19 protein-coding genes are annotated in these 24,112 nt (G+C 52.7%); 7 read left to right on the forward strand and 12 right to left on the reverse strand.

The window, feature by feature from the left end; translation table 11 throughout:
- Positions 1-7: 7 nt before the first annotated feature.
- Positions 8-2,746: an ATP-binding protein gene (locus BUB30_RS02855; protein WP_073130894.1), complete on the forward strand. Its 2,739-nt coding sequence runs from the start codon at positions 8-10 to the stop codon at positions 2,744-2,746.
- A 25-nt stretch (positions 2,747-2,771) separates the two neighbouring features.
- Here BUB30_RS02855 and BUB30_RS02860 read toward each other — a convergent pair whose 3' ends face one another.
- Positions 2,772-4,358, reverse strand: a complete 1,587-nt coding sequence (locus BUB30_RS02860; protein ID WP_073130896.1) for an OmpA family protein — start codon at positions 4,356-4,358, stop codon at positions 2,772-2,774.
- Between the two features lie 75 nt (positions 4,359-4,433).
- On the reverse strand, positions 4,434-5,033 hold the full coding sequence (locus BUB30_RS02865; RefSeq protein WP_073130898.1) for a DNA-3-methyladenine glycosylase: 600 nt from the start codon (positions 5,031-5,033) through the stop codon (positions 4,434-4,436).
- Positions 5,034-5,127: 94 nt separating this feature from the next.
- Here BUB30_RS02865 and BUB30_RS02870 point away from each other — a divergent pair, with 94 nt between their 5' ends.
- Positions 5,128-5,976: a DUF2911 domain-containing protein gene (locus tag BUB30_RS02870; RefSeq protein ID WP_073130900.1), complete on the forward strand. Its 849-nt coding sequence runs from the start codon at positions 5,128-5,130 to the stop codon at positions 5,974-5,976.
- A 374-nt stretch (positions 5,977-6,350) separates the two neighbouring features.
- Here the strand turns inward: BUB30_RS02870 and BUB30_RS02875 are convergent, their stop codons facing one another.
- The 8 genes from BUB30_RS02875 to BUB30_RS02910 form a co-directional block, all read right to left on the reverse strand.
- Positions 6,351-6,683: a hypothetical protein gene (locus BUB30_RS02875; protein ID WP_143164739.1), complete on the reverse strand. Its 333-nt coding sequence runs from the start codon at positions 6,681-6,683 to the stop codon at positions 6,351-6,353.
- Positions 6,684-6,688: 5 nt separating this feature from the next.
- Positions 6,689-6,967, reverse strand: a complete 279-nt coding sequence (locus BUB30_RS02880) for a hypothetical protein (RefSeq protein ID WP_073130904.1) — start codon at positions 6,965-6,967, stop codon at positions 6,689-6,691.
- A 155-nt stretch (positions 6,968-7,122) separates the two neighbouring features.
- Entirely contained in the window at positions 7,123-7,548 is a 426-nt protein-coding gene (locus tag BUB30_RS02885; RefSeq protein WP_073130906.1) for a nuclear transport factor 2 family protein, read from the reverse strand.
- Positions 7,549-7,621: 73 nt separating this feature from the next.
- Positions 7,622-9,322: a sodium:solute symporter family protein gene (locus BUB30_RS02890; protein ID WP_073130908.1), complete on the reverse strand. Its 1,701-nt coding sequence runs from the start codon at positions 9,320-9,322 to the stop codon at positions 7,622-7,624.
- A 174-nt stretch (positions 9,323-9,496) separates the two neighbouring features.
- A complete protein-coding gene (locus BUB30_RS02895) occupies positions 9,497-12,025 on the reverse strand; it encodes a PIG-L family deacetylase (RefSeq protein WP_084137865.1) in 2,529 nt (842 codons plus the stop codon).
- Positions 12,026-12,165: 140 nt separating this feature from the next.
- Positions 12,166-12,639: a hypothetical protein gene (locus BUB30_RS02900; protein WP_073130910.1), complete on the reverse strand. Its 474-nt coding sequence runs from the start codon at positions 12,637-12,639 to the stop codon at positions 12,166-12,168.
- Between the two features lie 95 nt (positions 12,640-12,734).
- Complete coding sequence (locus tag BUB30_RS02905; protein ID WP_073130912.1) at positions 12,735-13,262, reverse strand: metalloprotease family protein; 528 nt, start codon at positions 13,260-13,262, stop codon at positions 12,735-12,737.
- A 5-nt stretch (positions 13,263-13,267) separates the two neighbouring features.
- On the reverse strand, positions 13,268-14,182 hold the full coding sequence (locus BUB30_RS02910) for a hypothetical protein (RefSeq protein ID WP_073130914.1): 915 nt from the start codon (positions 14,180-14,182) through the stop codon (positions 13,268-13,270).
- A gap of 249 nt (positions 14,183-14,431) precedes the next feature.
- Here BUB30_RS02910 and BUB30_RS02915 point away from each other — a divergent pair, with 249 nt between their 5' ends.
- The 3 genes from BUB30_RS02915 (at position 14,432) to BUB30_RS02930 (ending at position 19,241) form a co-directional block, all read left to right on the forward strand.
- Positions 14,432-16,288 carry a 3-keto-disaccharide hydrolase gene (locus BUB30_RS02915; protein WP_073130916.1) on the forward strand — a complete coding sequence of 619 codons (1,857 nt, stop codon included), beginning with the start codon at positions 14,432-14,434 and terminating at the stop codon, positions 16,286-16,288.
- 50 nt (positions 16,289-16,338) lie between these two features.
- Complete coding sequence (locus tag BUB30_RS02920; RefSeq protein WP_073134681.1) at positions 16,339-18,342, forward strand: auracyanin family protein; 2,004 nt, start codon at positions 16,339-16,341, stop codon at positions 18,340-18,342.
- A 575-nt stretch (positions 18,343-18,917) separates the two neighbouring features.
- Entirely contained in the window at positions 18,918-19,241 is a 324-nt protein-coding gene (locus tag BUB30_RS02930; RefSeq protein WP_073130919.1) for a tetratricopeptide repeat protein, read from the forward strand.
- Between the two features lie 3 nt (positions 19,242-19,244).
- Here BUB30_RS02930 and BUB30_RS02935 read toward each other — a convergent pair whose 3' ends face one another.
- Both BUB30_RS02935 and dnaB read right to left on the reverse strand, forming a co-directional pair.
- Complete coding sequence (locus BUB30_RS02935; protein WP_178377004.1) at positions 19,245-20,030, reverse strand: SprB repeat-containing protein; 786 nt, start codon at positions 20,028-20,030, stop codon at positions 19,245-19,247.
- 99 nt (positions 20,031-20,129) lie between these two features.
- On the reverse strand, positions 20,130-21,662 hold the full coding sequence (gene dnaB, locus BUB30_RS02940; RefSeq protein ID WP_073130923.1) for a replicative DNA helicase: 1,533 nt from the start codon (positions 21,660-21,662) through the stop codon (positions 20,130-20,132).
- A gap of 230 nt (positions 21,663-21,892) precedes the next feature.
- Here dnaB and BUB30_RS02945 point away from each other — a divergent pair, with 230 nt between their 5' ends.
- Together BUB30_RS02945 and BUB30_RS02950 are read left to right on the forward strand one after the other, a co-directional pair.
- Complete coding sequence (locus tag BUB30_RS02945) at positions 21,893-23,269, forward strand: UDP-N-acetylmuramate--L-alanine ligase (RefSeq protein WP_073130925.1); 1,377 nt, start codon at positions 21,893-21,895, stop codon at positions 23,267-23,269.
- A gap of 39 nt (positions 23,270-23,308) precedes the next feature.
- Positions 23,309-24,112 (forward strand): 3'-5' exonuclease, encoded by an 804-nt coding sequence (locus BUB30_RS02950; protein WP_073130927.1) that lies wholly within the window; start codon positions 23,309-23,311, stop codon positions 24,110-24,112.

The following is a 24,112-nucleotide window of genomic DNA, read 5'->3' on the forward strand; positions in this document are numbered from 1 at the left end:
TGTCTGTATGAAAAGGATTTTCCTCGTTGTCTTTTTTTTCGCGATGGCGTTGTCGAGCCCGGCGCAGTTCATGTCGGTCGAAGACAGTCTGGAGGCTGTAGTGCCGCGCCTTCGTGGCAGGCCGTTGGCCGATGCCTTCAACGCCATCGCCGAGGAAAACATCCACTCCGACCTGGACAAGCTCGATCGCTATGCGGACCGGGCCGATAGTGTCTCAAACAACATCCACTATCCCGAAGGCGTGTTGCTGGCACAGGTCATCAAAGGATTTGGGCTTTACTGGCGTGGGCGCCTGGCCGAAGCCAATGCAGTGTTTCAGGAACAGTATCCCAAGGCCCTGGCTTTGCAGTTCACCAAAGGCATTCACCTGAGCCTGAACGGACTCTTCATCACCTCCCTGCGGATGGGCAAGGTGAAAGAACCCGGCAACTATATCCAGTGGGGATTGCAGCACGCGTCAAAAATTTCCGATCCCATGGAGAAAGTTTTTTACACGATCCAATGGAATGATGATCGGGCGATTTACTACTCTCAACGCCACGAATTTTCCAGGGCCAGGCAATTGATGAACGACAACCTGGCCTATGCCCGGCATTATCATGCAGGTGCTTTTTCGCTGGGCACGTGTTTGCTCAGCCTGGGCAGATTGAATGAGCTGGAGCGCCACACGGCACCGGCCATCGATCAGTTGGAGCAAGCCATGGTGCAATTCAAGATCGCCCGCAGCCGCCATTTTTATATGGCGTGCCAATTCTACCTGGCCAGTGTTTATGTTTTGGAAGGTCACGCCGAAAAAGCTGTTCGGCTCTACGAGGGTCTGATCGCCGACACGGAAAAGCGCGGCTACAAGATCGGCATGGCCAACGCCTACATCGACCTTGCCGAACTGTATGTGGCCCAGGGAAAATTTGCCAAGGCCATCACGCTGCAGATGAATGCCATCCAGTTGTTCCAGGAACTGAACCGCGTCACGATGCTGATGAGCACCTGGGAAGCCCTGGGCAAAACGTATATGAAGCTGGGCAACTATCCGCAAGCCATCTTCTATTTCCGGCAGGCCATCGACGTGTCGAAAAACAACAATCCGAAGGAGGCCTACGCTGTGCTGTCGGAACTCTATATTCTTTTAAGTCAGACGTCGCTGCGGTTGAATGACCAGGAGGAAGCTGGAAGATATGCACGTCTGGCCCTGGCACTTCCGCTGGAAAATAAAACCATCTCGCTCTCCACCCCTTCCCTCAACAACATGGCACGCGTGTACCTGTGGTCACGCATGCCCGACAGTGCTGCCGTGATCCTGGACACATTATCACGCCACCTCGACCAGTTCGAGTCGTCGCAAGAACAGGCGATCTACTACAATTCTGTGGGCGAATGGCAACGACAGCGCAAGCATCACACACAGAGCCTGAATGCTTTTGGAAAAGCGCTGGCGATCAGCAAAACAACACATTATGTCGATGACGAGATGACCGCCCTCAAAGGACTGTACGAAGCGCACAAGGCCATGGGACACCCCGATGTGGCACTGAACTACCTGAAGACCTATCATGCCAGGAAAGACTCGCTGTACTCCATAGCCACCTCCAACGAGATCACCGACGTTATCATCCAACATCAAACCGCAGAAAAAGATAAAGAGCACGCCATCCTGGTAAACAACGAACTGCTTCAAAAAGCAGACTTGCGCACACGAGGCATCACGTTGATCATGGTGAGCGCAGTGTTGCTGTTTGTTTTTTTGCTGGCCCTGGTGTTGGTCCGCGCCAACAAGATCAACCGGAAAAACAACCAGGTCCTCCATAGCAAGAACCAGGAGATCGCCGCGCAGAACGAGGAGATCATGTCACAAAACGAAGAGATCGAATCGCAACACAACCAGCTGAAGCAATCGCTGCACGATCTGAAATACACACAGGCCATGCTGATCCACTCCGAGAAAATGGCGTCACTGGGTCAACTCACTGCTGGCGTGGCGCACGAGATCAACAACCCTGTAAATTTCATTTCAAACGGTGTGGAAGGATTGATCCAGCAAACGAAGATCCTCGTCACCGTTTTACAGCGCTATGAAAGCGCCGCCCCACACTTACCTCCGGAAAAAAGAACGTTGATCACGGCCCTGAAAGAGAACCTTGGATTCGACGACACGCTGGACGATATCCAGGACCTGACCACGCTGATCAGGACGGGCGTGGAACGCACAGTCCATATCGTGAAGAGCCTGCGGACTTTTTCGCACGAAGGACAAAAGGCTTTTAGCCGGGTGAATCTGAACGAACAACTGGACGCCACGCTCATCATGACCCAAAGCGAGGTCAAGGGCCGCATTGAAGTGGTGCGCGTCTATGATCCCCAACTACCGCTGGTGGAGTGCAACATCGGCGAGATCAACCAGGTGTTCATGAACATGATCATGAACGCCATCCAGGCCATCCGCGAAAAGGGGACGATCACGGTGACCACACAACAACTCCCTGGCGAGCGAAAGGTGCGGGTAGAAATCGCCGATACCGGACCGGGCATTCCCAGCGAACTGCAACACCTGATCTTCGATCCATTTTTCACGACCAAGGAAGTGGGCAAAGGCACGGGACTGGGCCTGGCCATTTCCGCCACCATTGTTGAAAAGCACCAGGGAACGATCACCGTCGAGAGCGGGGAAGGACAGGGTGCCCGGTTCATCATTGTGCTCCCCACAACCCAGCCGCCCACCGTGACACGGCTCGCGCCGGAGGGAGCATGAAGACACGGTCGCCGAAAGCGAGACCTTAAAATTTCCGGATAATGAATTCCACCCGCCGGTTGAACTGCCGGGTTTCTTCGGTGTCATTGCTGGCGATGGGCTTGGTGCCGCCATAGCCTTTACCTGTGATGCGTTTGCTTTCCACTCCTTTCGAGATGAGATAGGCGCGCACTTTATCGACGCGGGCCTGTGAGAGTTTCACGTTTTGTGCCGGGATGCCCCGGTTATCCGTGTGGCCGGCCAGTTCTATTTTTACTTTTGGATTGGTCTTCAAGAAGGAAACGACCAGGTCCATTTCCGGGTACGATTGCGCGAGCAGGTTGGTGGTGCCTTGTTCGAAAAGAATGTCTTTCAGGTTCACCGTCACGCCCATGGCCACAGGCTGCAGTTTAAAATTCATCTCCAGCTCCTTCATTTCGTAGGTGTTCACATTCAGCTTTTCCATGGTGCTGATGTAGCCGGGGGCTTCGATGGTGATGCTGTATTCGCGGGTGGATGGAATGAGGATAGCGTAGCCGTTGCCCACGGTGGCCTGTACGGTTTCCGATTGTTCAGGCGAAGAGAAAAGTACACTCGCCTGCAGGCTTTCCCCGGTTTTGGAGCTGGTCACTTTGCCGTGGATGCGGATGCGCTGATCTTCGTTGAAGGAACGGTTGAGGGCCACGATCTTGGTCACCGTATCGGGTGTGTTGCGGACAGAGGCAACGACCGCACTATCCCGGTGGATGGGATCGTTGGAAATGAAAAGTTCTATGTTGGCGTAGCCGTCGCTGTTGTGCGTGCTGGTGTAGATGGAGAATCCTGACTTGTCGTAGTTGCGAAAGTACTCTTCGCGGCCTTCTGTATTGAAAGGCGAGCCCAGGTTCACCGGCGTGGTCCACGCCGTCCAGGTGTCATCGAGACGGCTACTGGAATAGATGTCAAAGCTGCCATAGCCTTTGCGGCCGTTGCTGGCGAAATAGAGGGTCTTGCCGTCGGCGCTCAGCGAGGGGCTCAGTTCCTGGAGTTGGGTGTTGATGGTGCTGCCCAGGTTCCGGGGCTCCGACCATTTGCCATCGGCGCCGCGCAACGTCACGTACAGGTCTTCCACACCACGGGTGCCATAGGTCTCGGCGGAATAGACAAAGACCGATTGATCGGGCGAAATAAATCCCGCCAGGATATCAGACTTGTTCTGAAAATAAGGAATGGTGATGTTCTCCGGTCTGGACCAGCCGTTGCCGTTGTTACGCGAAACGGCGATGCCTTGCGTTCGCGAAACATTGCCGGAGGGATCGTAGTGATTGACCAGGAAGAGTTGGCTTCCATCGGCAGAGAACCCGGCGACGGCATTGTAGCCCTTGTCGTTCAGGACCGGACCGGCGTGAACGGGTGCCGACCATTGCCCGGTTTCCGTGAGTACCGACACCCAGATATCGCCCGGGTCCTTTATTCCACCGCTGTTGGCAGAATGACCGGCCACCGTAATATAAAGGCTCCTGCCGTCGGGACTGACGACGGGATTAAGCTCGTCTTTTGGTGTGTTCACCAACTGGAGCGACTGACGCGTTAATGGCTGTGCGGAAAGGGTTTGGAGGATGCTATAGAACCCGATAACAAAGATTGCTCTCATGAATGTTTCAAAACAAAAGGCTGCAAATATATACAGACCCACCTGGATCACCCCCTACCATCCATATATTCCAACCTATTTGCTTACCCAGCGGTTTCCTTTCAGTGTAAAACGCCAGGGAAGTTTCGCGTCTTCGCCGGCATAGTCGATGCCGATGCGAGGGCTGGCTTCAATATTCTTCGAGGGGGTCTTTCGGCCGAAGTCTTCAATCCAAACTTCGTTATCCAGCAAAGACTTTCCATTCCACTTTCTGTCAATGCCCAATGCTTTGGTCAGTTTGCCGGGACCGGAGGTAAGATGAAATGGGTTGGTCAATTTACCCCGGCGTGCCTTCATGATCTCCACGCCTTCCAGGGGTTCGATCGCCCGGATCAGCACGGCGTCGGCAACGTCGGGCCGGTTGGTGACGACGTTGAAGAGGTAGTGCATGCCATAGATCAGGTAGACATAGGTGTGACCGCCCTTGTCGAACATGATGGCATTGCGTGGCGTCCTTTTGGCACCCTGGGGACCATAGGCATGGCTGCCCCGCTCCTTCCAGGAATAGGCCTCCGTTTCCACGATGATGCCGCCCGTGACCTCGCCGTCGATCCGGGTATACAAACCTTTGCCCAGCAGTTGACGGGCGACTTTGACGACGTTGGTCTGTTGATAAAAGCTTTCTGGTAGCTTCATACGGAGACTGATCGGGATGTGAAAAGATTGGCTAAATTTGACCGCCAAAATTTAAACAACTAACCTTTTTATACCACCAAAAATCAAACAGCTCATGAAAAAAACTCTAATGATCGTTGCCCTGGCATGTTTTAGCCTGATTACCTATGCCCAGGTGCTTACGCCCTCCGCCAGCCCTGCCGGATCGGTGTCTGCCACCGTCGGACTCACCAAGGTGAAGGTCGACTATTCCCGTCCGCGCGTGAAAGGCAGAAAGATCTTCGGTTCGGATCCCAGCGTGCTCCTGCCCTACGGACAGATCTGGAGAACCGGCGCCAACAACGGCACCAGGATCTCTTTTAGCGACGATGTGAAAGTAGAAGGCGTTGCCGTTCCTGCAGGTGAATACCTCATCTTCAGCTGGCCCGGCGCTACCGAGTGGACGGTCTCTTTATACAAAGACCTTTCCCTTGGAGGAAACACAGCCGAGTATAACAAAGCCAATGAAGCTGCTAACTTCAAAGTGAAATCCGAAAAGCTCACCGAAAAGGTGGAGACGTTCACCATCAACATCGGCGACATCAGCGACGACTCTAAAAATGCCAAGGTTCAATTGGCTTGGGAAAACACTTCCGTGAAATTCGGCATCACGGTTGACTTCGACGCCAAAGTGATGGAGTCGATCAAAGAAAACACCCAGGTTGATCCCGGTAACTATTTCTCCGCCGCTGTCTACTACCTGGAAAATGGTAAAGACCTGAAGCAAGCCCTGGAGTGGGTGAACAAAGCAGCAGCAGCCGACCCTGCCTTCTACATCCTGTACCAGAAAGCCCGCATCCAAAAAGCATTGGGCGACAAGGCCGGTGCTATGACCACGTCTACGGCTTCGTTGGAAGCTTCTAAAAAAGCTGGCAACAAAGACTACCAGAAAATGAATGAAGAGCTGATGAAGTCGCTCAAATAACAACGCGTTCCCTTAAAAAAATAAAACCATCCTGATCGCTCAGGATGGTTTTTTATTTCTCCCACACATTGGAGAAGCTAGACCTGGTTCAGGTTAAGACATTACTTACTTGCTGCGCGCTTCTTTCTTTGCCTTCTTCTCGGCACGTTTTTCTTTCAGCGTCTTAGTAGGCTGCTTTTTGGTTTCCTTTTTAGCATCTTGTGATTTAGACATGGCTATGTGATTTAAGTGTTCATTTCAAAAATAATGAAAAACTGAATATCTCAAAATGAGGAAGCCGGAAAGTTGCAAAAAGTAAAAGTAGCCGGTTCAGGTTGGTTGTTCATGTGCATGGCCGTCGCCCGGTCTGTCGATGTGGTGCCGGGCGATCGGGTTCATTCATAGATGTGCCGCTTCAACACTTTCTCCACGTCGGCATAGAACAACTGCTCGTTGCCTTCCGAGAGGGAGGCCGTGTCGGTTTCCCGGATGTGGGTGATGAGCGACCGGTAGTGATTCATGTCCACGGGCGTTTGAAGAAGTTCCTTCAGGTCCTTGCGGATAAATTCAACGCAGATGTGCGATAATTCTTTGATCTTGAACTGTTCGTTCACATAGGTTTTCAGGAAACGATCGTCGAGAAAATCTTTCAGGAGGTCGTTTCGTACTTTGAGGATGAGTTCGGCAATCGTGTCGTCGGTCCAGCGGGTGTGTTTGATATCTTCCATAGGGTTCATTTGTTCTTGAGGATCCAGCGCATGAGGTTGGTCCACGTGGGATGGTACTGCTCGCGTTTCAGGATGAGGTTCAGCAAGGGCTCGATCTTCTTTTTGCCAAACTCCGCGAACGCCTGTCGCTCGGAAATGCCACGCGCCTGGCTCTGACAATAGTGGTTGAAGTCTGCTTTCCACGCGCGCAGGTTGAAGGAAAATTTTTGCTCCAGGACCTTCCAGGTCCGCTCCATATGGACCTCCTGAAACTGGCGCGTGATGTCTTGTGGAAGCTTCTCCATAACTAAATACGTTAGTTAATGGATCAAATATACAAACTAATATTATTAGTATTTGTGTGCCGGTGTGATTTTATTTTGCGCCCTGGAAGTACAGAAAACGCCTTTTGTTGGCCTCAGCAAAGGAGGGCCATAGCTTTAGCAAAGGCGAGTTAAACCTACAGTTTAAAGGCCTGCCGACCGATCAGCTTCCACTGCCCCTTCTGTTTTTGCCACACCAGTAACACCCCCAGGTTGACCGTCCCAGGCTGACCGTCGTTGTTGGTCTCGCCGGTCAGTTTATGACGCACCAGCGCGAGGTTCTCTGAAATGGTGATGGTCTGATCGGCGAGCTCGATCGATTTAAAGTCCGACTTGCCCGTCACGATCGCCTCTACGAAGGCGGCTTTGTTTTCCACCTTGCCGCTGGAATGGCCATAGCTCAAAGCGTCGGCGGTGATCTTCTCCAGGCCTGCTTTGTCGGCGTCGACCATGGCCTTGCGCAGCGTTTCCACGGCGGCAGCCACAGCTTTCTCGTCGGCCGTTTGCGCCCGCATCACCAGCGAGCAACCGCAGAGCATAAGAAAAAGGAATGTTCTCTTCATGGTTGTTTATGTTTAATCAAAATGAAAATTGAAACATGTTGATGATCATCGGGCTTAGACGCCTGACGCTGTGCTATTTCTTCAAGGCCGGTGTCGCGGGCATCACCACCTGCAACAGGATCGACAACCCGATGACGACGGCACAACCGATCAGATTATAGAGCAGGTATGCGATGTCTGTCGCCGCATAGCAATATAAAACAATTCCCTCAGCCACGATCGCCGCCCAAAAAACAGCGTGCCCTTGTACGCGCTTCACATAGAACGCCGCCAGGAAGATCCCCAATATGGTGCCATAAAAAAGCGACCCTACAATGTTCACAAACTGGATCAGGTTTTCGGCAAAGGTCGCCAGCATGGCGAAGATCATCGCCAACACCGCCCACAACACCGTGAACCACCGCGATGCTTTCAAATAATGCTCCGGCGCTTTCTCCACGCGGTTCGAGCGCTTGTAAATATCCATACACGTGGTCGTCGCCAGTGCACTCAACTCCCCTGCCATCGACGACATCGCCGCCGAGAACATCACCGCCATCAGCAACCCGATAATACCGTGTGGCAGGCTGCTGAGCACAAAGTTGAGAAAGATATAGTCGCGGTCCTGTGTTTTGGCGCGGGGGATGGCCCGGGCAATGGTGGCCTTCACCGAGTCGCGAATCTCGACCTCTTTGCCTTGCCATTCCTTCACCTGGTCGCGCGAAGCATTGACAGCGCTTTCGTCGCCTTCATGGATGGCATTCACCAATTTATCCACGGCTTCACGCTTCTGGGCGTAGAGCGAGTTGTATTCGCTTTCCAGCGATTGTAAAGTGGCGCCCTGTTCCGTTTTCATGGCCCGGTCTTTCAATACACCGTTGTGAAATACAGGGGGCTGGGTGAACAGGTAAAACACATACACCATCACCCCGATAAAGAGAATGATGAATTGCATAGGGATCTTCAACAACCCGTTGAAGAGCAATCCCAGCCGGCTCTCGGCCACCGAAACTCCGCCCAGGTAGCGCGCCACCTGCGATTGATCCGTCCCGAAATATGAAAGAAAGAGAAACGTGCCGGCGATAAGACCCGACCAGATGTTGTAGCGGTCCGACAGGCTGAAGCGCAGATCCACGAGATTGAGCTTTCCCATCTTGCCGGCAATCTTCACCGAGTCGCCAAAGGAGACATTGTCGGGCAACAAGTTGAAGGCCAATATCCCGGCCAGGATCATCCCGCTCATGATCACCGTCATCTGTTGACGCTGCGTGAGGCTGACGGCTTTGGAACCGCCCGTGACCACATAGATCACCACCAGCGAGCCGATGAGCAGCGTTGTGATAGGAACAGGCCATCCCATAAGGGTCGACAGGATGAGCGACGGCGCAAACAAGGTGATCCCCGCCGAAAGCCCGCGCAACAAAAGGAACAATATGGCGGCCAGCCAACGCGTCTTTAAATCGAAACGGGTCTCGAGGTATTCATAGGCAGTGAATACTTTCAGCCGATAATAGATGGGCACCATGGTCACGGAAATGATGACCATGGCCAGCGGCAATCCAAAATAAAATTGCAGGAAGCGCATGCCGTCCTCGATCGCCTGACCTGGCGTGGAGAGGAACGTGACGGCACTGGCTTGCGTGGCCATGATGGACACGCCGATCATCCACCACTTCATGGCATTATCCCCTTTCAGATAACCCTCCATGGTCTTGGCACCGCGCGTGCGCCAAACACCATAGAGCACGATGAAGGCCACCGTTCCTCCCAGTACAACCCAGTCGAGATAATTCATGCGAACAATCGGGTTAACCAATAATACAATATCATCTGAACAGCCAGTGCACCCATCACCAGCCAATACCATTGGCGCCAAGAGTTGAAAACGGGAGGCTTCTCTTCAGGCTGCATGGTGGTGTATCGGTTTGTGGAAAATGTTTTTAGTGTAAGGACTTCAAAAGTGAGCCGCTTATTTTGCTTTTGTGGTCGACCGGGTTTTCGTCTTTACCTTCGGGCTTTCGGCTTTTTTCGGTTTGCCCATAGACACCAGGTTGGCAAAAAGTTTGTACGCACCCGCCACGCCTTCGGGAAGCTCGCGGAAGAAAGACAAACCGGTGTAGACATAATATCCTTCACCATAGGGCGCCACCAACAGGCTGGCGTCTTTCGGTGTCTCGTTCTTGTCGTTCATGGACAAGATCGCTTCGAATTTCTCGTCCCACTTGTTGGGAAAGTAAAGGCCTCGCTCCTGCACCCAGCCCTCGAAGTCGCGGTCTGTTATTTTATTAGGCGTGTTCAGCACGGGATGTTCCGGTTTGAGGAAGCGTACGGTGGCGTCTTCTTCCGTCACGCGGTCGCGCGAAAGCGTGATGGGGTAAGGCGCGAACTTCTCGGTTTCCAACTCGTTGTTCACGTTGTATTGCACCACCAGCGTGCCGCCTTGTTTCACATAGTCGAGCAATGCCGGCATGAAGAACGGTGCCCGTGTATTGGTGTTCAGGATGCGAACCCCCAGCACCACGGCATCTGCCCGCTTCAAGTTTTCGGCCGTGATCTCTTCGTTCTTCATTTCCCACACATTGTAACCCATCGTGCGCAAGCCCGCCGGCACATCGTCGCCCGCACCGCGAATGTAGGCGATGGTGTGGCCTTCTTTTTTCAAGTTGATACGCACCAACTTGGCCTGGGCCTTGGGCAACAAGGTTTGGGTTGGAATATGATCATAGTTTATCGTCTGCAGCGCCTGGTCATAGACTTTGCCGTCGACTTCCGTCACGGCTTTCAGTGTAGAGGTGATTTCATTGCGCGACGGATATACCGTGAACGTTTTTTCATCCTCTTCGCCACGCGAGGCCAGTGTAAAGGCGATCATGGCCGGCTCGGCACGCCACCCGTCGGGAAGTTGCAATTTTACGTTTCCAGCGAGCGGCTTCTCGCTTGCCGATTTGATCTTTACCCGAACGTCGCGCGGCTGTTCGTCGCTAAACACGAGCACGTTGTCGGTGAGGTTTACAAACACGGGGGGTACAATTTCAAACGGGCGGCTCAGTTCTCCCTTTACGGGATCGGTCCATTTATATTGGAGCGGCTTGGTTACGATCAGCGGCTGGCCCTCGACCGTGAGGTGAAAAGCAAAGTTTATCGCCGGATCGTTTTCCGGTTTGCCGATCAGGGCGGGATTGCTCACGGTGAACAACCCGACGGTGTGCTCCTTTTGCAACCAATAGGGATCGCTATACCCCGTGCCGGTGGCCACTGCGTTGTTGCGCTTGAACACGACCGACGCATTGTTTCCCAACGGCTGGTTTAGGGTGGAATCGACCCCCAGCCCGGGGCTTTTGATGGCCGACAGGGTTATGGAAACGGGTGAACGGTTCACCAGTTCAAAGCTCGTCGCAACGTGCTGGCCGGGCGCCACCCAATATTGATCGGCCGTCACCTCGATGAACAGACCGGCGCAATCCACGATGAGCTGCTCTACTTCTGCCAGCTTTCGCTGCCGCCACACGCCGGGCTGCAACGCCGTGATGGCCTGGCGGATCTGCAGCAACCCCGGGATGCTGGCGTAGGGTTTCTCGATATCAAAATTTTTGATGACGGCATCCACAAGCGGTTGTATCTTTTCGCCGCCTTTCAGCCGGCTCCACGTGGTGTTCACACCTTCGAAAATGTCTTTCTCCGCCCGCTCCCCTTTCATGTACTCGAGGAATTCCTGTTGCTGGCCGCGCATGCCTTTCGAACCGAAGCCCTGGCTCTTGTGCTGGCTCCTGCTCACTGCCGCGATCTCGGAATAGGACTCTCCCAACACCGGGCTAAAGCCGCCGACATTCAGCGTGACAATGCCCGGGGTGTTTTCATTAATACTTGTATTCCACCAGCGTCCGGTGTTGGTGTAGAGACGTTTCACCTGCCAGGTGCCGTATTCGGTGAGCTGCCCCTGAAACATGTCGGTCCGGGCGGCAGCGTCAAAGGCTTCCTGTGCGAGGATGGCCGAGGCCGTGTGATGACCATGGCCGGCACGTTCGTCGGGCGGAAAGCGGGTGATGATCACATCGGGTTGATATTGGCGAAACACTTTCACCACGTCGGAAAGCACTTCATCTTTATTCCAGATGGCGAAGGTTTCGGTGGCCGACTTGGAGAAGCCAAAGTCGTTGGCGCGCGTAAAGAACTGGTGACCACCGTCGATGCGCCGGGCCGCCAGCAATTCCTGCGTGCGGATGAGCCCCAGCAGGTCGCGAATTTCGGGGCCGATCAGGTTTTGGCCACCATCGCCACGGGTCATGGACAGGTAGGCGGTCTCCACCTGGCGGTCGTTGGCCATATAGGTGATGATGCGTGTGTTTTCGTCGTCGGGATGGGCGGCTACGTAAAGCACGGAGCCCAGCACGTTCAGTTTTTTGAGTTCGGCTTTGATGTGCGCGGCATCCTTTGTGGACTGTTGTTGGGCAAAGGTTATTGCGGGGATAACAAAAAGGCAATAAAGAAACCTCCTCATGCGAGTGACTGTTGGTGGATGATGCGAATTAACAGAGAAAAATCGATTCGGCGTGCAGGGATTTATGTAACCTTCAGCCGGCCGCACAATGAGCGGTCAAAATCCGACGAATGACAGGATGGATATGACGAAGAACCGTTTCAGATCTTCCCGCGCTTTTCGCCGTTCACCAGGTAGGTGCCGTCTTCTTCAAAGCGGACCACGATACGGCTCAGACTCTTCTTGTCGTCGTCCTGGAAAAGAAGGGTGTATTCATAGGGGCTCACCCGGTCTTTGATGTCGTCGGTATAGCCCAATTCCAGCTTTAATACGGTGGAGGTGTCGACTTTACGGGTGAGCATGATCTTTTCGTCATTCTTTACCACGCGTACGCGCACTTCGCCCGGTTTCAAGGTCAGCGCACGCACATTCAGGAATAAATATGGCAGCGGCCCCGAGGCTTGGGCCCGGGTCAGTTCCTTGTGGGTTTGTTCCATGTCGACCGTGTTCGGATCGGGCAACGGGCGCGTGCGGAACTCGAAATTGAGTTTGATCTCAAATTCCTCCTTGGGTTTGTAGGGCGCTTCTTCCTGCACAAAAAGGAAAAGCGCAAAAAGGAACGATGCAAATTTCATGTCGCCGTTGATGTTTAGCGAATGTAGTGATATTAACGCTCAGTGCCTAGCGCAACACCGGTTCCGGCACGCGAAATGCCTTGACCATTGCAAAGTTAACCTAATATGAGGGAGGGAATTCCCACGCCGATGGCAATGCCATAGAACAGGTCGGCCCACACCACGCGCAGCGCATTAAAAATGTAGATCACCACCACGATGGGAAAGGAAAGGATCGCCAGCACATTACCCGACTTGGCGTGCACCTTGGCTTCCTCCCAAACATTTTGCGCGTCCTGGTTGGACGGAATGGCATTCATGCCAATGGAAACTCCCAGCCACATGAGCGCGAACGAGAGCGGGTGATCGATGTTGAAGTATTTGATGGGCAAATAGGCCGGCAAGCAAATGAGCAGGCAGAGAACGGTGTTCACAAAGAACGGACCCATCGAAACCAGGAAGGTGGTGAGGAAATCGCTGGTCTTCTCATGGATCACATACCCGGCAGGATTCCCTACGCGGAAATAGCAGACATCCAGCACGGCTACTTTTCTGAGCCTGCAAAAGAACATGTGTGCAAATTCATGCACGATAACACCTGGGAACGTGGCGAGGGAAATGAGTTGACCGGGAATGAAAAACATAGCGATTAATTTTTAGCCCAACCGTTTGGGAATTTCTCTGAGAACTGTTTTGCCGTGATGATGTCACCGGTCTCGATGCGATGATCCAGGCGATTGATATAGACCGCGAGTTCGTTTTGATTCGCACTGTCGGCGATGGCGAGCGCTTTGGTTCGATAGGCGATGTACCGATCCTTCAGGGAGTCGACTTTGGAGGTCGCATAAAGACAAGCATAGGCCGAAGCAACACCGGCCCACGACATGGCCTGCGTGGTGTCGTTCTGCAGGAAGCTTTTGGTATGCTGCAAGAAGAGACCATAATCTTTTGTGTCGAACGCGGCACCGATCTGTGCCTGGGTGATTAGCATAGAGACATTATAGTCAGCCGGCATAAACTCAAGACAAGCCTCCAGTTCCGGAAGCGCTTCTGCCGAATGGTCGTCCTGTAGAAACGTGACGCCACGGCAGAAGTGAACCAGGGGTTCAAAATCCTTTTGCTCGGGAACGTGCCGTGCCGCGGCCTCGAAACTCGCCAGCGCCGCTTTATAATCACCCACACCCATAGCCTTTCCTCCGGCCTGAATTTCTTTATAGCCTTCCACAAACCGCCAGTTGTAGACGGCAGAGAAAACCACCACGACAAGGATGCCGATAAAAAATGCCTTCACCCAGGTAGGAAAGGATTTCTCGTGAATGGCTTTTGTACATTCCGGGCACATGGGATATTGAGCCACCTTCTCCAGCGTGGTATCTCCAAAATCCTTGCTACAGTTGGAACATACGGTAGGATCAAATTCGTTGACCACCGTCCTGCCTTTCAGTTGGTCTTCGGTGAACGTGGTGTTGACGCAATTGTGACAATAAACAACATCATCAATATGCAGGGATTCATTGACGGGAACATCCGTCCGGTTGCAGTGACTGCAGGTAACATGCCTCATAGCGGAATAGGTAACGGGTGCTAAAGACGGCAAAAAAGTGGAAAGAATAAACCGCTGGTCATCAATTCTGGCCTTCGCAAAAACGATAACCGATTAGCGTCCTGATACCGAGCGGGTTAGGTAACTTCCCGAAGTGTTCGCCAACCGTAAAAACCAGGACTAAAAATTATCACTCGCTTATGGTCAAAATGACTTTTTGAAATATCTTTGGTTCCCATTTAACCCTACGACCAAAACACCCACACTCCCATGCTGAAAAGAATTTTCCTCACGCCCTTGCTGCTTCTCGTGTTGCTGGAGATGGCGTCGGCACAAACTCAGTTTTACAAACTTACGCCCCTCCCCCTCAATGATCTGTCGGGATTTAAAACGCCCACCAAAAATTGGCAGATCGTGGGCGATGTTTCCGGAAGCTTCGACAGCCCGGCACTAAAATCACAGAAAGGCACCGGAATACTCCTGAACGACTTCGACGAAAAAGCGCGTTTCAAACCCGAGACCAACCTGTTCACGGCTTTCGAACACGGTGATATCTATCTGTCGCTCGACTTTATGATGCCCAAAGGCTCCAATTCCGGGATCTACCTGCTGGGCCGCTACGAAATTCAACTCATGGACAGTTGGGGTGTGAAAATTCCCCACGTGCAGGATTGCGGAAGCATCTATGAACGCTGGGACGAAGCCCGCCCGGAAGGAAAAAAAGGCTACGAAGGCCACCCTGCCCGCACCAATGCCAGCCTGGCACCCGGTCTGTGGCAACATCTCGAGATAGAATTCAATCGTCCGCGTTTCGATGAAAAGAAAAAGAAGATCGCTCCTGCCCGCTTTGTGAAAGTGGTGTTGAATGGTATCGTCATCCACGAGAACATCATCGTCACCGGCCCCACGCGCGCTGCCGCTTTCCAGGACGAGGTGGCGAAAGGCCCACTGATGATCCAGGGCGACCACGGACCGGTAGCGTTTCGCAACATTCAATATGCGTTGCTGGATGATTTCAATATCAAGTTGAGCAATGTGCAGTACGAATATTACGAAGGCAACTTCCAGGACTATACCCTCACACCCGACGCGCTCGTACGGAAAGGAACGGCCGAAGCCATCGACGCGAAGCTGGCCGACAATCCCAACAAACTCGGCCTCGTGTTCACCGGAACGCTCGACATCAAAGAGAAATCAGAATACCAATTTATCCTGCAGAAAGTAGGCAAGGCCAAGTTGACCCTCGATGGCGAAGTGATTGCGGCCGAGGAAGAATGGTTTGCCGATGCAAAGGCCACCCGAACCCTGGACGTGGGCAAACATACCCTTGTGCTGACCTATGTGAAAGGTTCTGCCTGGGGACCTGCCGGGGTGGGTGTCTTCATCGGAAAGACCAACGCACGCCCCCAGCCTCTTCACCTGCAAAGCTCACTGCCCGCCATACCGCCGACACCGCTTATTAGCGTGAGCGCAGGATTGGAGCCGGAGTTGATCCGCTCTTTCATGTATTATAAAGGAAAAAAGAAAACCCACGTCATCTCCGTTGGCGACCTGGCCGGCGTTCACTATGCCTACAACCTGGACCAGGCCGCACTCTTGCAATGCTGGCGTGGCGATTTCCTGAACGTGACCGAGATGTGGTATGAACGCGGCGAGCCACAAGTAGCCTCCCCGATGGGAGCCCCCGTGGTGTTGAGTGGAAAATGTCCGCTTGCCCTGGTTGCCGACAACAAAGCCGCGCTCCCCGATACGCTGAACGACCGCAAAGACCTGATCTATAAAGGCTACCGCCTCGACGAAAAGCGGTATCCCAAATTCAAATATCAATATGGCAGCATCACTTTCGAAGACTCGTTTCAACCCGACATCAACGGCCAGGGTCTCGCGCGCACGCTGACCGTGAGCCAGTTTCCGCAAGGCCAGACTGCCATCGTGCGGTTTGCAGAAGGAAGTCAGATCCGGGAAGTCTCCGACAATCTTTATGTGATCGACGAAGCGTATTACGTTCGCGTTCCGGCGATGGGAAAAACAAAACCATCGATCCGCGTCAATGGCAATAAAAAAGAATTGGTATTGGAATGGGGTGCACCCCTGTCAACTTCTTTAACCTATAGCCTGATATGGTAATGCTTCAAGAAAAATCCCATTCCAATCCATCACACAACGACTACTCCCCTATGAAAATATTTGCAGGCTTATTCTTTCTCTCCCTGATCTTTCTTACATCCGGAAGCAACGCCCAAGCCACACGCCCCCAGGCCGAAGAAGACTACTATGCTCTGAAGACCATTTCCATCCCCGAAAATGTAAAATTGGAAGTTGGCGGTCTGGCTGTGTTACCCGACGGCCGTGTGGCCGTGAGCACGCGGCGGGGTGAGATCTGGATGATCGAAAATCCCTATGAAGGCGAACCCCGCTATTCGCGTTTTGCCTCGGGCATGCACGAGACGCTAGGATTGAACTATCGCGACGGCGCTTTCTACTGCACACAACGCGGAGAACTCACCCGCATCACCGATACGGACAACGATGGTCGCGCGGACCTCTTTGAAACGCTCTATAAATTTGATCTCAGCGGCAACTATCACGAATATGCCTATGGCCCTGTCTTCGACAAAAACGGGGACATGTTTGTCACTCTCAACGTGGCCTGGATCGGCTATGGCGAAGGTCTTGCGAAATGGCATGGATGGTTGTTGAAGATCAAGAAAGACGGCACTATGGAACCCATCGCTACGGGCCTCCGCTCCCCTGCCGGCATCATAGTCAATTCTTCCAACGATATTTTCTATGCCGAAAATCAAGGCGACTGGGTTGGCTCCGGCCGGGTGACCCACCTGGAGAAGGGCGACTTTGCGGGAAACGCGGGTGGTCTGCGATGGACAAAAGAACCCGAATCGCCCGTGAAACTCACGCGCGAAGAGCTCGCCAAAGTTGACAATGGGCAGCCCATGTTCGAAGCAGCAAAAATCATCAAAGAGTTGAAGTTGCCTGCCGTTTGGTTCCCCCATACTTTAATGGGAATTTCTACTGCCGACATCCTGGAAGACACTACCCAGGGTGCGTTCGGCCCCTTTGCGGGGCAATATTTTGTGAGCGACCAGGGGCACTCCAAGATCATGCGCATGACGTTGGAAAAAGTGAACGGCAAATATCAAGGTGCCTGCTATCCTTTCCGCGAGGGTTTTGCATCGGGCCTCATCCGCCTCCGGTTTGGGTTGGACGGATCTGTTTTTGGGGGGATGACCAGCCGTGGTTGGAGCAGTACCGGTCCAGAGCTTTACGCTTTGCAACGCCTGGTCTGGACGGGAAAAGTGCCTTTTGAAATAAAAACGGTGCAGGCACGGCCCGACGGCTTCGAGCTTGAATTCACGTCGCCGGTGAACAAGGCAGTGGCTAAAGATGCGGCGCATTATGAATTCAATGGATTCACGTATCACTATCACCATCAATACGGTAGCGAGATCATCAACAATGAAAAGTGCACGCTGAAAGGCATCATTGTTTCCGAAGATGGCAAGAAAGTGCGCGTTGTGCTCGACAACTTGCGCGAGGGTTACATCCACGAGGTGAAGCTGACGGACTTCACGGGTGAAAACGGCTTGCCGTTGTTGCACAACACGGCATATTATACTTTGAATGCTATTCCAGCAGGCGAAAAAGTTGTGCTTACGGAAAGCCAGATGGTGCATGCCCACCACGCTATGGCTATGCCTGAAAAGACCACCGCTACCGCCGCTACCAAAGCTGTGACGCCGGCCAAAGCTACGGCCAAACGCCAGTTGAAGATGCCGGCAGATTGGAAACAACCTGACCAGGTGATTGCCATCGGCACCAAGCCAGGGTTGAAATTTGATATTACGGAGTTGCAGGCGAAAGCGGGCAGTAAAATAAAGCTCGTTTTCAGCAACAATGATGACATGACGCACAACCTGGTGATTGTGGAGCCGGGGTCGGCGAAGGAAGTGGGTGATCAGGCGTTCAACTTAGGGTTGAAGGGGTCGCAAATGAGCTACATCCCTAACTCGGCGAAGGTGTTGTTTCATACCAACCTAATCCAGCCCGGAACTTCGGAGACAATTTATTTTACGGTGCCGGCGAAGCCTGGGGTGTACACTTATCTGTGTACCTATCCGGGGCATGCTATGATAATGCAGGGTACTTTGAAAGTGACGAAGTAAAAAATCATTTTGAACCGCTCTCCTTCGCTAAAGCTTCGGCGGGCAAGCCCCTCCCTTTGGGTGAGCAAAAAAGGCCTTGCGGCTTGGGACTATTTGTAAAAGGCTAGCATTTCTCGGAAGGCGGTGCGGAGTTTGCCTATGGAGATGTCTCTGTTGGCGATGAGAAGGATTTTCATGCGGGCGCGTTTTTCTGGAGCAATCCTGGATGGTGGATGCGGGCGCCTTCAACGATACCGATATACGGTTATTTTATATTTTTTGTGTCCAGCAGAGGTAACAGAACATTTTGCCGCGGATGCAATAGACGGGCATGCTTATTTCCAGGTCTCTCCACCTCCTCGTCTTGCGAGAAAATGATGTTACTCAGGGTATTGCAGTCAGCTTTTGTCGGGATCTTTTTTTGGAGGAAATATTCGCCGAGCGCGGAAACCATGAGGGGGTGCTTCGTGTTGATTTAGCGCAGGCCGGTAAATGCAGTCATTTCCTTTTTTTCTGATGGATGTGAGCTTTATGGCTTTTTTGCAGTTTTCGAAAGTACCGGTTTTTCGATTTTAGCAATCCTCAAAACCCACGTTATGTCGTCCTCGCGCATCGACCAACTTCAGCAGTTCTACCAGGAAGATCCAACCGATCCCTTTAACCTTTATGCGCTCGCCCTCGAACAGCAAAAGATCGACGGTCAAAAAGCGATTGAGTTGTTTACCCGGCTCACCAAGGAGCATCCGGAATACATTCCAACCTACTATCATTTGGGAAGGGCCTACCAGGATCTGGGAAACCGCGACCAGGCGTTGAAAACGTTTATGGCGGGCATTGAACAAGCCCGGCGTCATAGCGACCTGAAAGCCCTTCGCGAGTTACACGCGGCACACCAGGATTTGCTTTTCGATATCGAGTAAGAATCAGTTGGCCAGCGCCCCGTCGTCTACCCAGCAGGCGATGAGTTGGATTTGGGCGTCGGTGAGCGATCCTTCGGCGGGCATGCTGCGGTCCTGGGTTTTCGACTTCATGCTTTTGGCGTAGGTTTTGGCGTTGGCAAAAACGCGGAGGTCGGGACGCGAACCGTTGTGGCATCCGCTCAGCGCACATTTGGTTTCGATGATGGGCTTGATGTCGTTCTCCCAACTCGTGCCGCTGAATCCGCGGGGAATGGTCACCCCCAAATTTACAACACACCCCTCATTGTCCTTCACCATAATGGTTTGATAGCCTTCCGGCAGATTGCTAAACGTATTGTTCTCTGTAAAATCGCCCGTCCCGATAGCAAACAGGTAAGGCGGGTTTCCGCTGGACACTTGTAGCGTAACGGCACCGTTGCTTCCCAGGCACGAATTGTCGTCGGTGATCTCGGCCGTGAACGTAAAGTCCTTTGCTTTTATATAAACATTGTCGAGGGTCGTGCTGCAACGGTTGGCGTCGGTCAGGACGATGGTGTAGATGCCGGGGGGTAAGTTGTTGAACTGGCCGTTGTCCTGGGTGGGACCGTTTTTGAGGGAAAACTGGTAGGGTTCCTTGCCCCCACTGCCAAACACTTTCAGACTGCCATCGGCCACGCCGCATTGGGTGGCATTCACCACGGTGCCCAGGCTTAGGAAGAGACCGGATTTTTCACAATCCACCGGGTCCTCATCACTGGAGCAGGCCATCACACCGAAGGCCACGGCCAAGCCAAACCAAAACTTTTGCATGTTCATGCGATTGATCAACAGCCAAAGGTAAGGAGAAGCGCCGTACGAAACAGGGCGTTGCTTGTCGGAATCGTAGATTGAACGAAAAATTCAGCGGTCCTAGAACGGCGTCTCGTCGTCGTCGCGCATAGGCGGTAACGACGGGGGTTCGCTGTCGGGGTTGAAGGTGTTGAGGCGGCTTTCGCGGGTGATCATGCCCGAGAAGGGGTTGTCGTAGGATGACATCGGTGCGTCGAGGTCGCCAAACTTGGTGTACTTGCCAATGAACTTCAGCTTCACACTGCCCACCGATCCGTTCCGGTGTTTGGCAATGATCACTTCGCCCATGCCTTGTGTGGGCAGGCCTTCTTCGTCGACGGTGATCTTATAATATTCAGGACGGTACAAGAACATAACGATATCGGCGTCCTGCTCGATGGAACCCGATTCGCGCAAGTCGGAAAGTTGAGGCCGTTTGTCGCCACCACGGGTTTCCACACCCCGGCTTAACTGCGAGAGGGCCAGCACGGGGACGCTCAATTCCTTGGCGATACCTTTCAGTGCCCGCGAGATGGAAGCGATCTCTTGTTCGCGGTTACCACCTTGATCGCCCCGCATCAGCTGCAGGTAGTCGATCACGATGATCTGGATGTTGTTCTCCGCTTTCAAGCGACGGCATTTGGCGCGAAGTTCCAACACGGAAAGTGCGGGTGTGTCGTCGATAAAGATCGGGGCGGTGGCCAGCTTGTTTGTTTTGTGGACCAATTGCGTCCACTCGTGATCGGCCAGGGTACCGCGTTTTATTTTTTCGCCTTCCAGTTCGGCTTCCGCCGAGATCATCCGGTTAACTAACTGGATAGACGCCATTTCCAACGAGAAGATGGCCACGGGAACTTTGAATTCCACCGCGGCATTGCGAAGCGCCGACACCACGAAGGCGGTCTTACCCATACCGGGGCGGGCGGCGATGATGACCAAGTCTGATTTCTGCCAGCCTGACGTCATGCGGTCAAGGGCGGTAAAGCCGCTGGGCACGCCGGTGAGGCCGTCTTTGTGTTCTTTCAGGGATTGAAGTTCCTGGATCGCCCGCGTCATGAGGTTGCGCATGTTGTCGTAGTTCTTGCGCAGGTTGGAATCGGAGATCTGGAAAATGGATTGTTCGGTTTTGTCGAGCAGCTCGAACACATCGGTCGTGTCCTCATAGGCATCGTGCTGGATCTGCGACGACACCTGGATGAGTTCGCGCTTGATGGCCATCTCCATGATGACGCGCGCGTGATACTCGATGTTGGCTGCCGAGCTCACTTTGGACGTAAGCTCCGCAATATAGTAAGCACCCCCAACCAGCTCGATCTTGCCGGACTTGCGCAGTTGGTTCACCACGGTACGCATATCGACGGGATCGGAAGACTTGAAGAGTTCGACGATGGCGGAATAGATTTCCTTGTGGGTCTCGCTGTAGAAATGTTCGGGCTTCAAAAATTCCACCACGGCGTTCAACGCATTCTTCTCCAGCATGAGCGCACCCAACACCGTCTCTTCAAGATCAAGTGCCTGAGGGGGTAACTTGCCCAACCCTTCCGAGATCTCTCTGGGAATGAGTTTGTTCGACTTGTTACCGACCCTCAGTGACGTTGATCTTCCTTGCTCCATACAGTGGTTGTTGTACGTGTTTTCTTTGTAAAGGCGACAAACGTACAATCATTACGAATCAGTCTGCCCACAACTTATACACAATTCACCAACAAGGTAAATGTTAATAAATTCCAAACGACACTTTATCGGAAAGATTGTTGTGTGAAGCCAATGTGAAGCAGCGAACAGATAGTGAGGACTTTCAAACCCCAAACATTTTTGCTTACTTTAACCGGAATTTTTTTTCGATGCAGCAAAAGAAGCAAAAGATTCATTTCATCGCCATTGGCGGAAGCGTTATGCACAATCTTGCCATTGCGCTGAAACAAGGCGGGCATGAAGTGAGCGGTTCGGATGATGAGATCGTTGATCCTTCACGTAGTACATTAGCACAACACGGCTTACTGCCTGATACAGAGGGCTGGAACCCTGATAAAATCACCCCCGCCTTGGATGCCGTCATCCTCGGTATGCACGCCAAAGTGGACAACCCCGAGCTCTTAAAAGCGCAGCAACTGGGGCTTCGCATCTTCTCTTTCCCGGAGTATATCTATGAGCACTCCAAGAACAAACAGCGGATCGTGATCGCGGGCAGCCATGGAAAGACCACCATCACGGCCATTGTGATCCACGTGCTCCACTATTTTAAACATAAATTTGATTACGTGCTGGGGGCCAAGGTGAAAGGCATCGAGAACACCGTGAAGCTTTCGGATGCACCCATCATCGTGATCGAAGGCGACGAGTACTTATCCTCTGCGTTAGACCCCACACCGAAATTCATTCGCTATCAACATCATATCGGCCTCATCAGCGGCATCGCGTGGGATCACTACAACGTGTTTCCCAACGAGGAAGAATATGTAAAACAGTTTGATCTCTTTGCCGACGCAACACCCAAAGGCGGCATCCTCATCTATTGTGAGCAAGATTCCATGGCACTCATGATCGGCAAGAAAGAACGCGCCGACACGTTGGAGCTCAGCTACAAAAATCATCCGCACACCTCCGACAACAACGGGCAATTCTTCCTCACCAACGGCAAGGAACGTTACCCCATCAAAATATTTGGAAGTCATAACTACCAGAACATCAGCGGGGCTAAGGAGATCTTGAAGAAGATCGGCATCACTCCCGAGCAGTTCCTGGAAGCGATCACCAGTTTTGAAGGCGCCGCCGGCAGATTGCAGAAGATGAAAGAGTATCCCTCCACGTCGGTGTACAAAGATTTTGCACATGCACCCTCCAAGGTCAAAGCTACGGTGAAAGCCTTAAAGGAAATTGCGCCTTCGCGTGATTTAGTTGCTGTGTTTGAGCTTCATACGTTTAGCAGTCTCAACAAGAAATTCATTCCCCAATACAAAGACAGCATGAAGGCTGCCCAACAGCAGATCGTATACTTCAACCCCGCGAAAATGAAAGACAAGGGAATGGAGGTCCTCACGGAAGATGACATCCGCAAGGCGTTTGCCGCCCCGGGCCTTTTGGTTTTTCAGGACAAGACGGCGTTGGAGAATTTCCTGCTCCAGCAATCCTGGAAGAACAAGAACCTGCTGTTCATGAGCTCCGGCCAATTCGGCGGACTGGACATCCCTGCACTGGCCGAAAAACTCCAGGTATCCTGAAAAAACGGAGACCCATTTTTTACTTCTTTATCGCCCCTCATGAAACTCAACTTACGGAATCCGCTTTGCTTTTTTGACCTCGAAACCACCGGCATCAACATCACCCAGGACCGCATCATCGAAATTGCCGTCATCAAGTTGATGCCCAATGGCGAAGCGATCCACAAGTCGAACGTGCTCAATCCCGGCATTCCCATTCCAGCCGAAACTTCGGCCATTCACGGCCTGCGCGAGGAAGATGTGAAAGACAAACCCACGTTCAAAGAAGTGGCCAAGGACTATGCCCGCTTCTTCGACGGCGCCGACCTGGCAGGCTTCAACATCCTGAAGTTTGATGTGCCCATGCTGGTAGAGGAGTTCCTGCGCAACGACATCGAGTTCGACTATCACCGCAAGAAGATCATCGACGCCCAGAAGATCTTTCACCTCATGGAGAAACGGACGCTCGCCGCGGCATACCGTTTTTATGTAAATAAAGAAATCGAAAACTCCCACACCGCCGAGGCCGACACCCAGGCCACCATGGAAGTGCTGCTAGCCCAGGTGGAACGCTATGAAGGCCAGGAAGTGACCGACGGTCTCAACCGTAAGATTGGCGAAATCAAAAACGACATCGAGACGCTTCATAAGATCACCTCCACGGGCATGGTCGACCTGGCGGGCCGCATGATCTTTAATCAAAAAGGGGAAGAGATCTTCAATTTCGGCAAGCACAAAAACAAGGTGGTCACCGAAGTGTTCAAGATCGAGCCGCCCTACTACGAGTGGATGATGAATGGCGATTTCCCACTCGATACCAAGCGCAAACTCACCGAGATCAAGCTGCGCGGCTTCCGGAAATAA

Source organism: Chryseolinea serpens, from assembly GCF_900129725.1.
In the GTDB taxonomy this organism is placed as follows: domain Bacteria; phylum Bacteroidota; class Bacteroidia; order Cytophagales; family Cyclobacteriaceae; genus Chryseolinea; species Chryseolinea serpens.

Coding starts and splice junctions, on each gene's coding strand:
- BUB30_RS02855 (WP_073130894.1), top strand. CDS start 8: ATGAAAAGGATTTTCCTCGTTGTCTTTTTTTTCGCGATGGCGTTGTCG.
- BUB30_RS02860 (WP_073130896.1), bottom strand. CDS start 4,358: ATGAGAGCAATCTTTGTTATCGGGTTCTATAGCATCCTCCAAACCCTT.
- BUB30_RS02865 (WP_073130898.1), bottom strand. CDS start 5,033: ATGAAGCTACCAGAAAGCTTTTATCAACAGACCAACGTCGTCAAAGTC.
- BUB30_RS02870 (WP_073130900.1), top strand. CDS start 5,128: ATGAAAAAAACTCTAATGATCGTTGCCCTGGCATGTTTTAGCCTGATT.
- BUB30_RS02875 (WP_143164739.1), bottom strand. CDS start 6,683: ATGGAAGATATCAAACACACCCGCTGGACCGACGACACGATTGCCGAA.
- BUB30_RS02880 (WP_073130904.1), bottom strand. CDS start 6,967: ATGGAGAAGCTTCCACAAGACATCACGCGCCAGTTTCAGGAGGTCCAT.
- BUB30_RS02885 (WP_073130906.1), bottom strand. CDS start 7,548: ATGAAGAGAACATTCCTTTTTCTTATGCTCTGCGGTTGCTCGCTGGTG.
- BUB30_RS02890 (WP_073130908.1), bottom strand. CDS start 9,322: ATGAATTATCTCGACTGGGTTGTACTGGGAGGAACGGTGGCCTTCATC.
- BUB30_RS02895 (WP_084137865.1), bottom strand. CDS start 12,025: ATGAGGAGGTTTCTTTATTGCCTTTTTGTTATCCCCGCAATAACCTTT.
- BUB30_RS02900 (WP_073130910.1), bottom strand. CDS start 12,639: ATGAAATTTGCATCGTTCCTTTTTGCGCTTTTCCTTTTTGTGCAGGAA.
- BUB30_RS02905 (WP_073130912.1), bottom strand. CDS start 13,262: ATGTTTTTCATTCCCGGTCAACTCATTTCCCTCGCCACGTTCCCAGGT.
- BUB30_RS02910 (WP_073130914.1), bottom strand. CDS start 14,182: ATGAGGCATGTTACCTGCAGTCACTGCAACCGGACGGATGTTCCCGTC.
- BUB30_RS02915 (WP_073130916.1), top strand. CDS start 14,432: ATGCTGAAAAGAATTTTCCTCACGCCCTTGCTGCTTCTCGTGTTGCTG.
- BUB30_RS02920 (WP_073134681.1), top strand. CDS start 16,339: ATGAAAATATTTGCAGGCTTATTCTTTCTCTCCCTGATCTTTCTTACA.
- BUB30_RS02930 (WP_073130919.1), top strand. CDS start 18,918: ATGTCGTCCTCGCGCATCGACCAACTTCAGCAGTTCTACCAGGAAGAT.
- BUB30_RS02935 (WP_178377004.1), bottom strand. CDS start 20,030: ATGCAAAAGTTTTGGTTTGGCTTGGCCGTGGCCTTCGGTGTGATGGCC.
- dnaB (WP_073130923.1), bottom strand. CDS start 21,662: ATGGAGCAAGGAAGATCAACGTCACTGAGGGTCGGTAACAAGTCGAAC.
- BUB30_RS02945 (WP_073130925.1), top strand. CDS start 21,893: ATGCAGCAAAAGAAGCAAAAGATTCATTTCATCGCCATTGGCGGAAGC.
- BUB30_RS02950 (WP_073130927.1), top strand. CDS start 23,309: ATGAAACTCAACTTACGGAATCCGCTTTGCTTTTTTGACCTCGAAACC.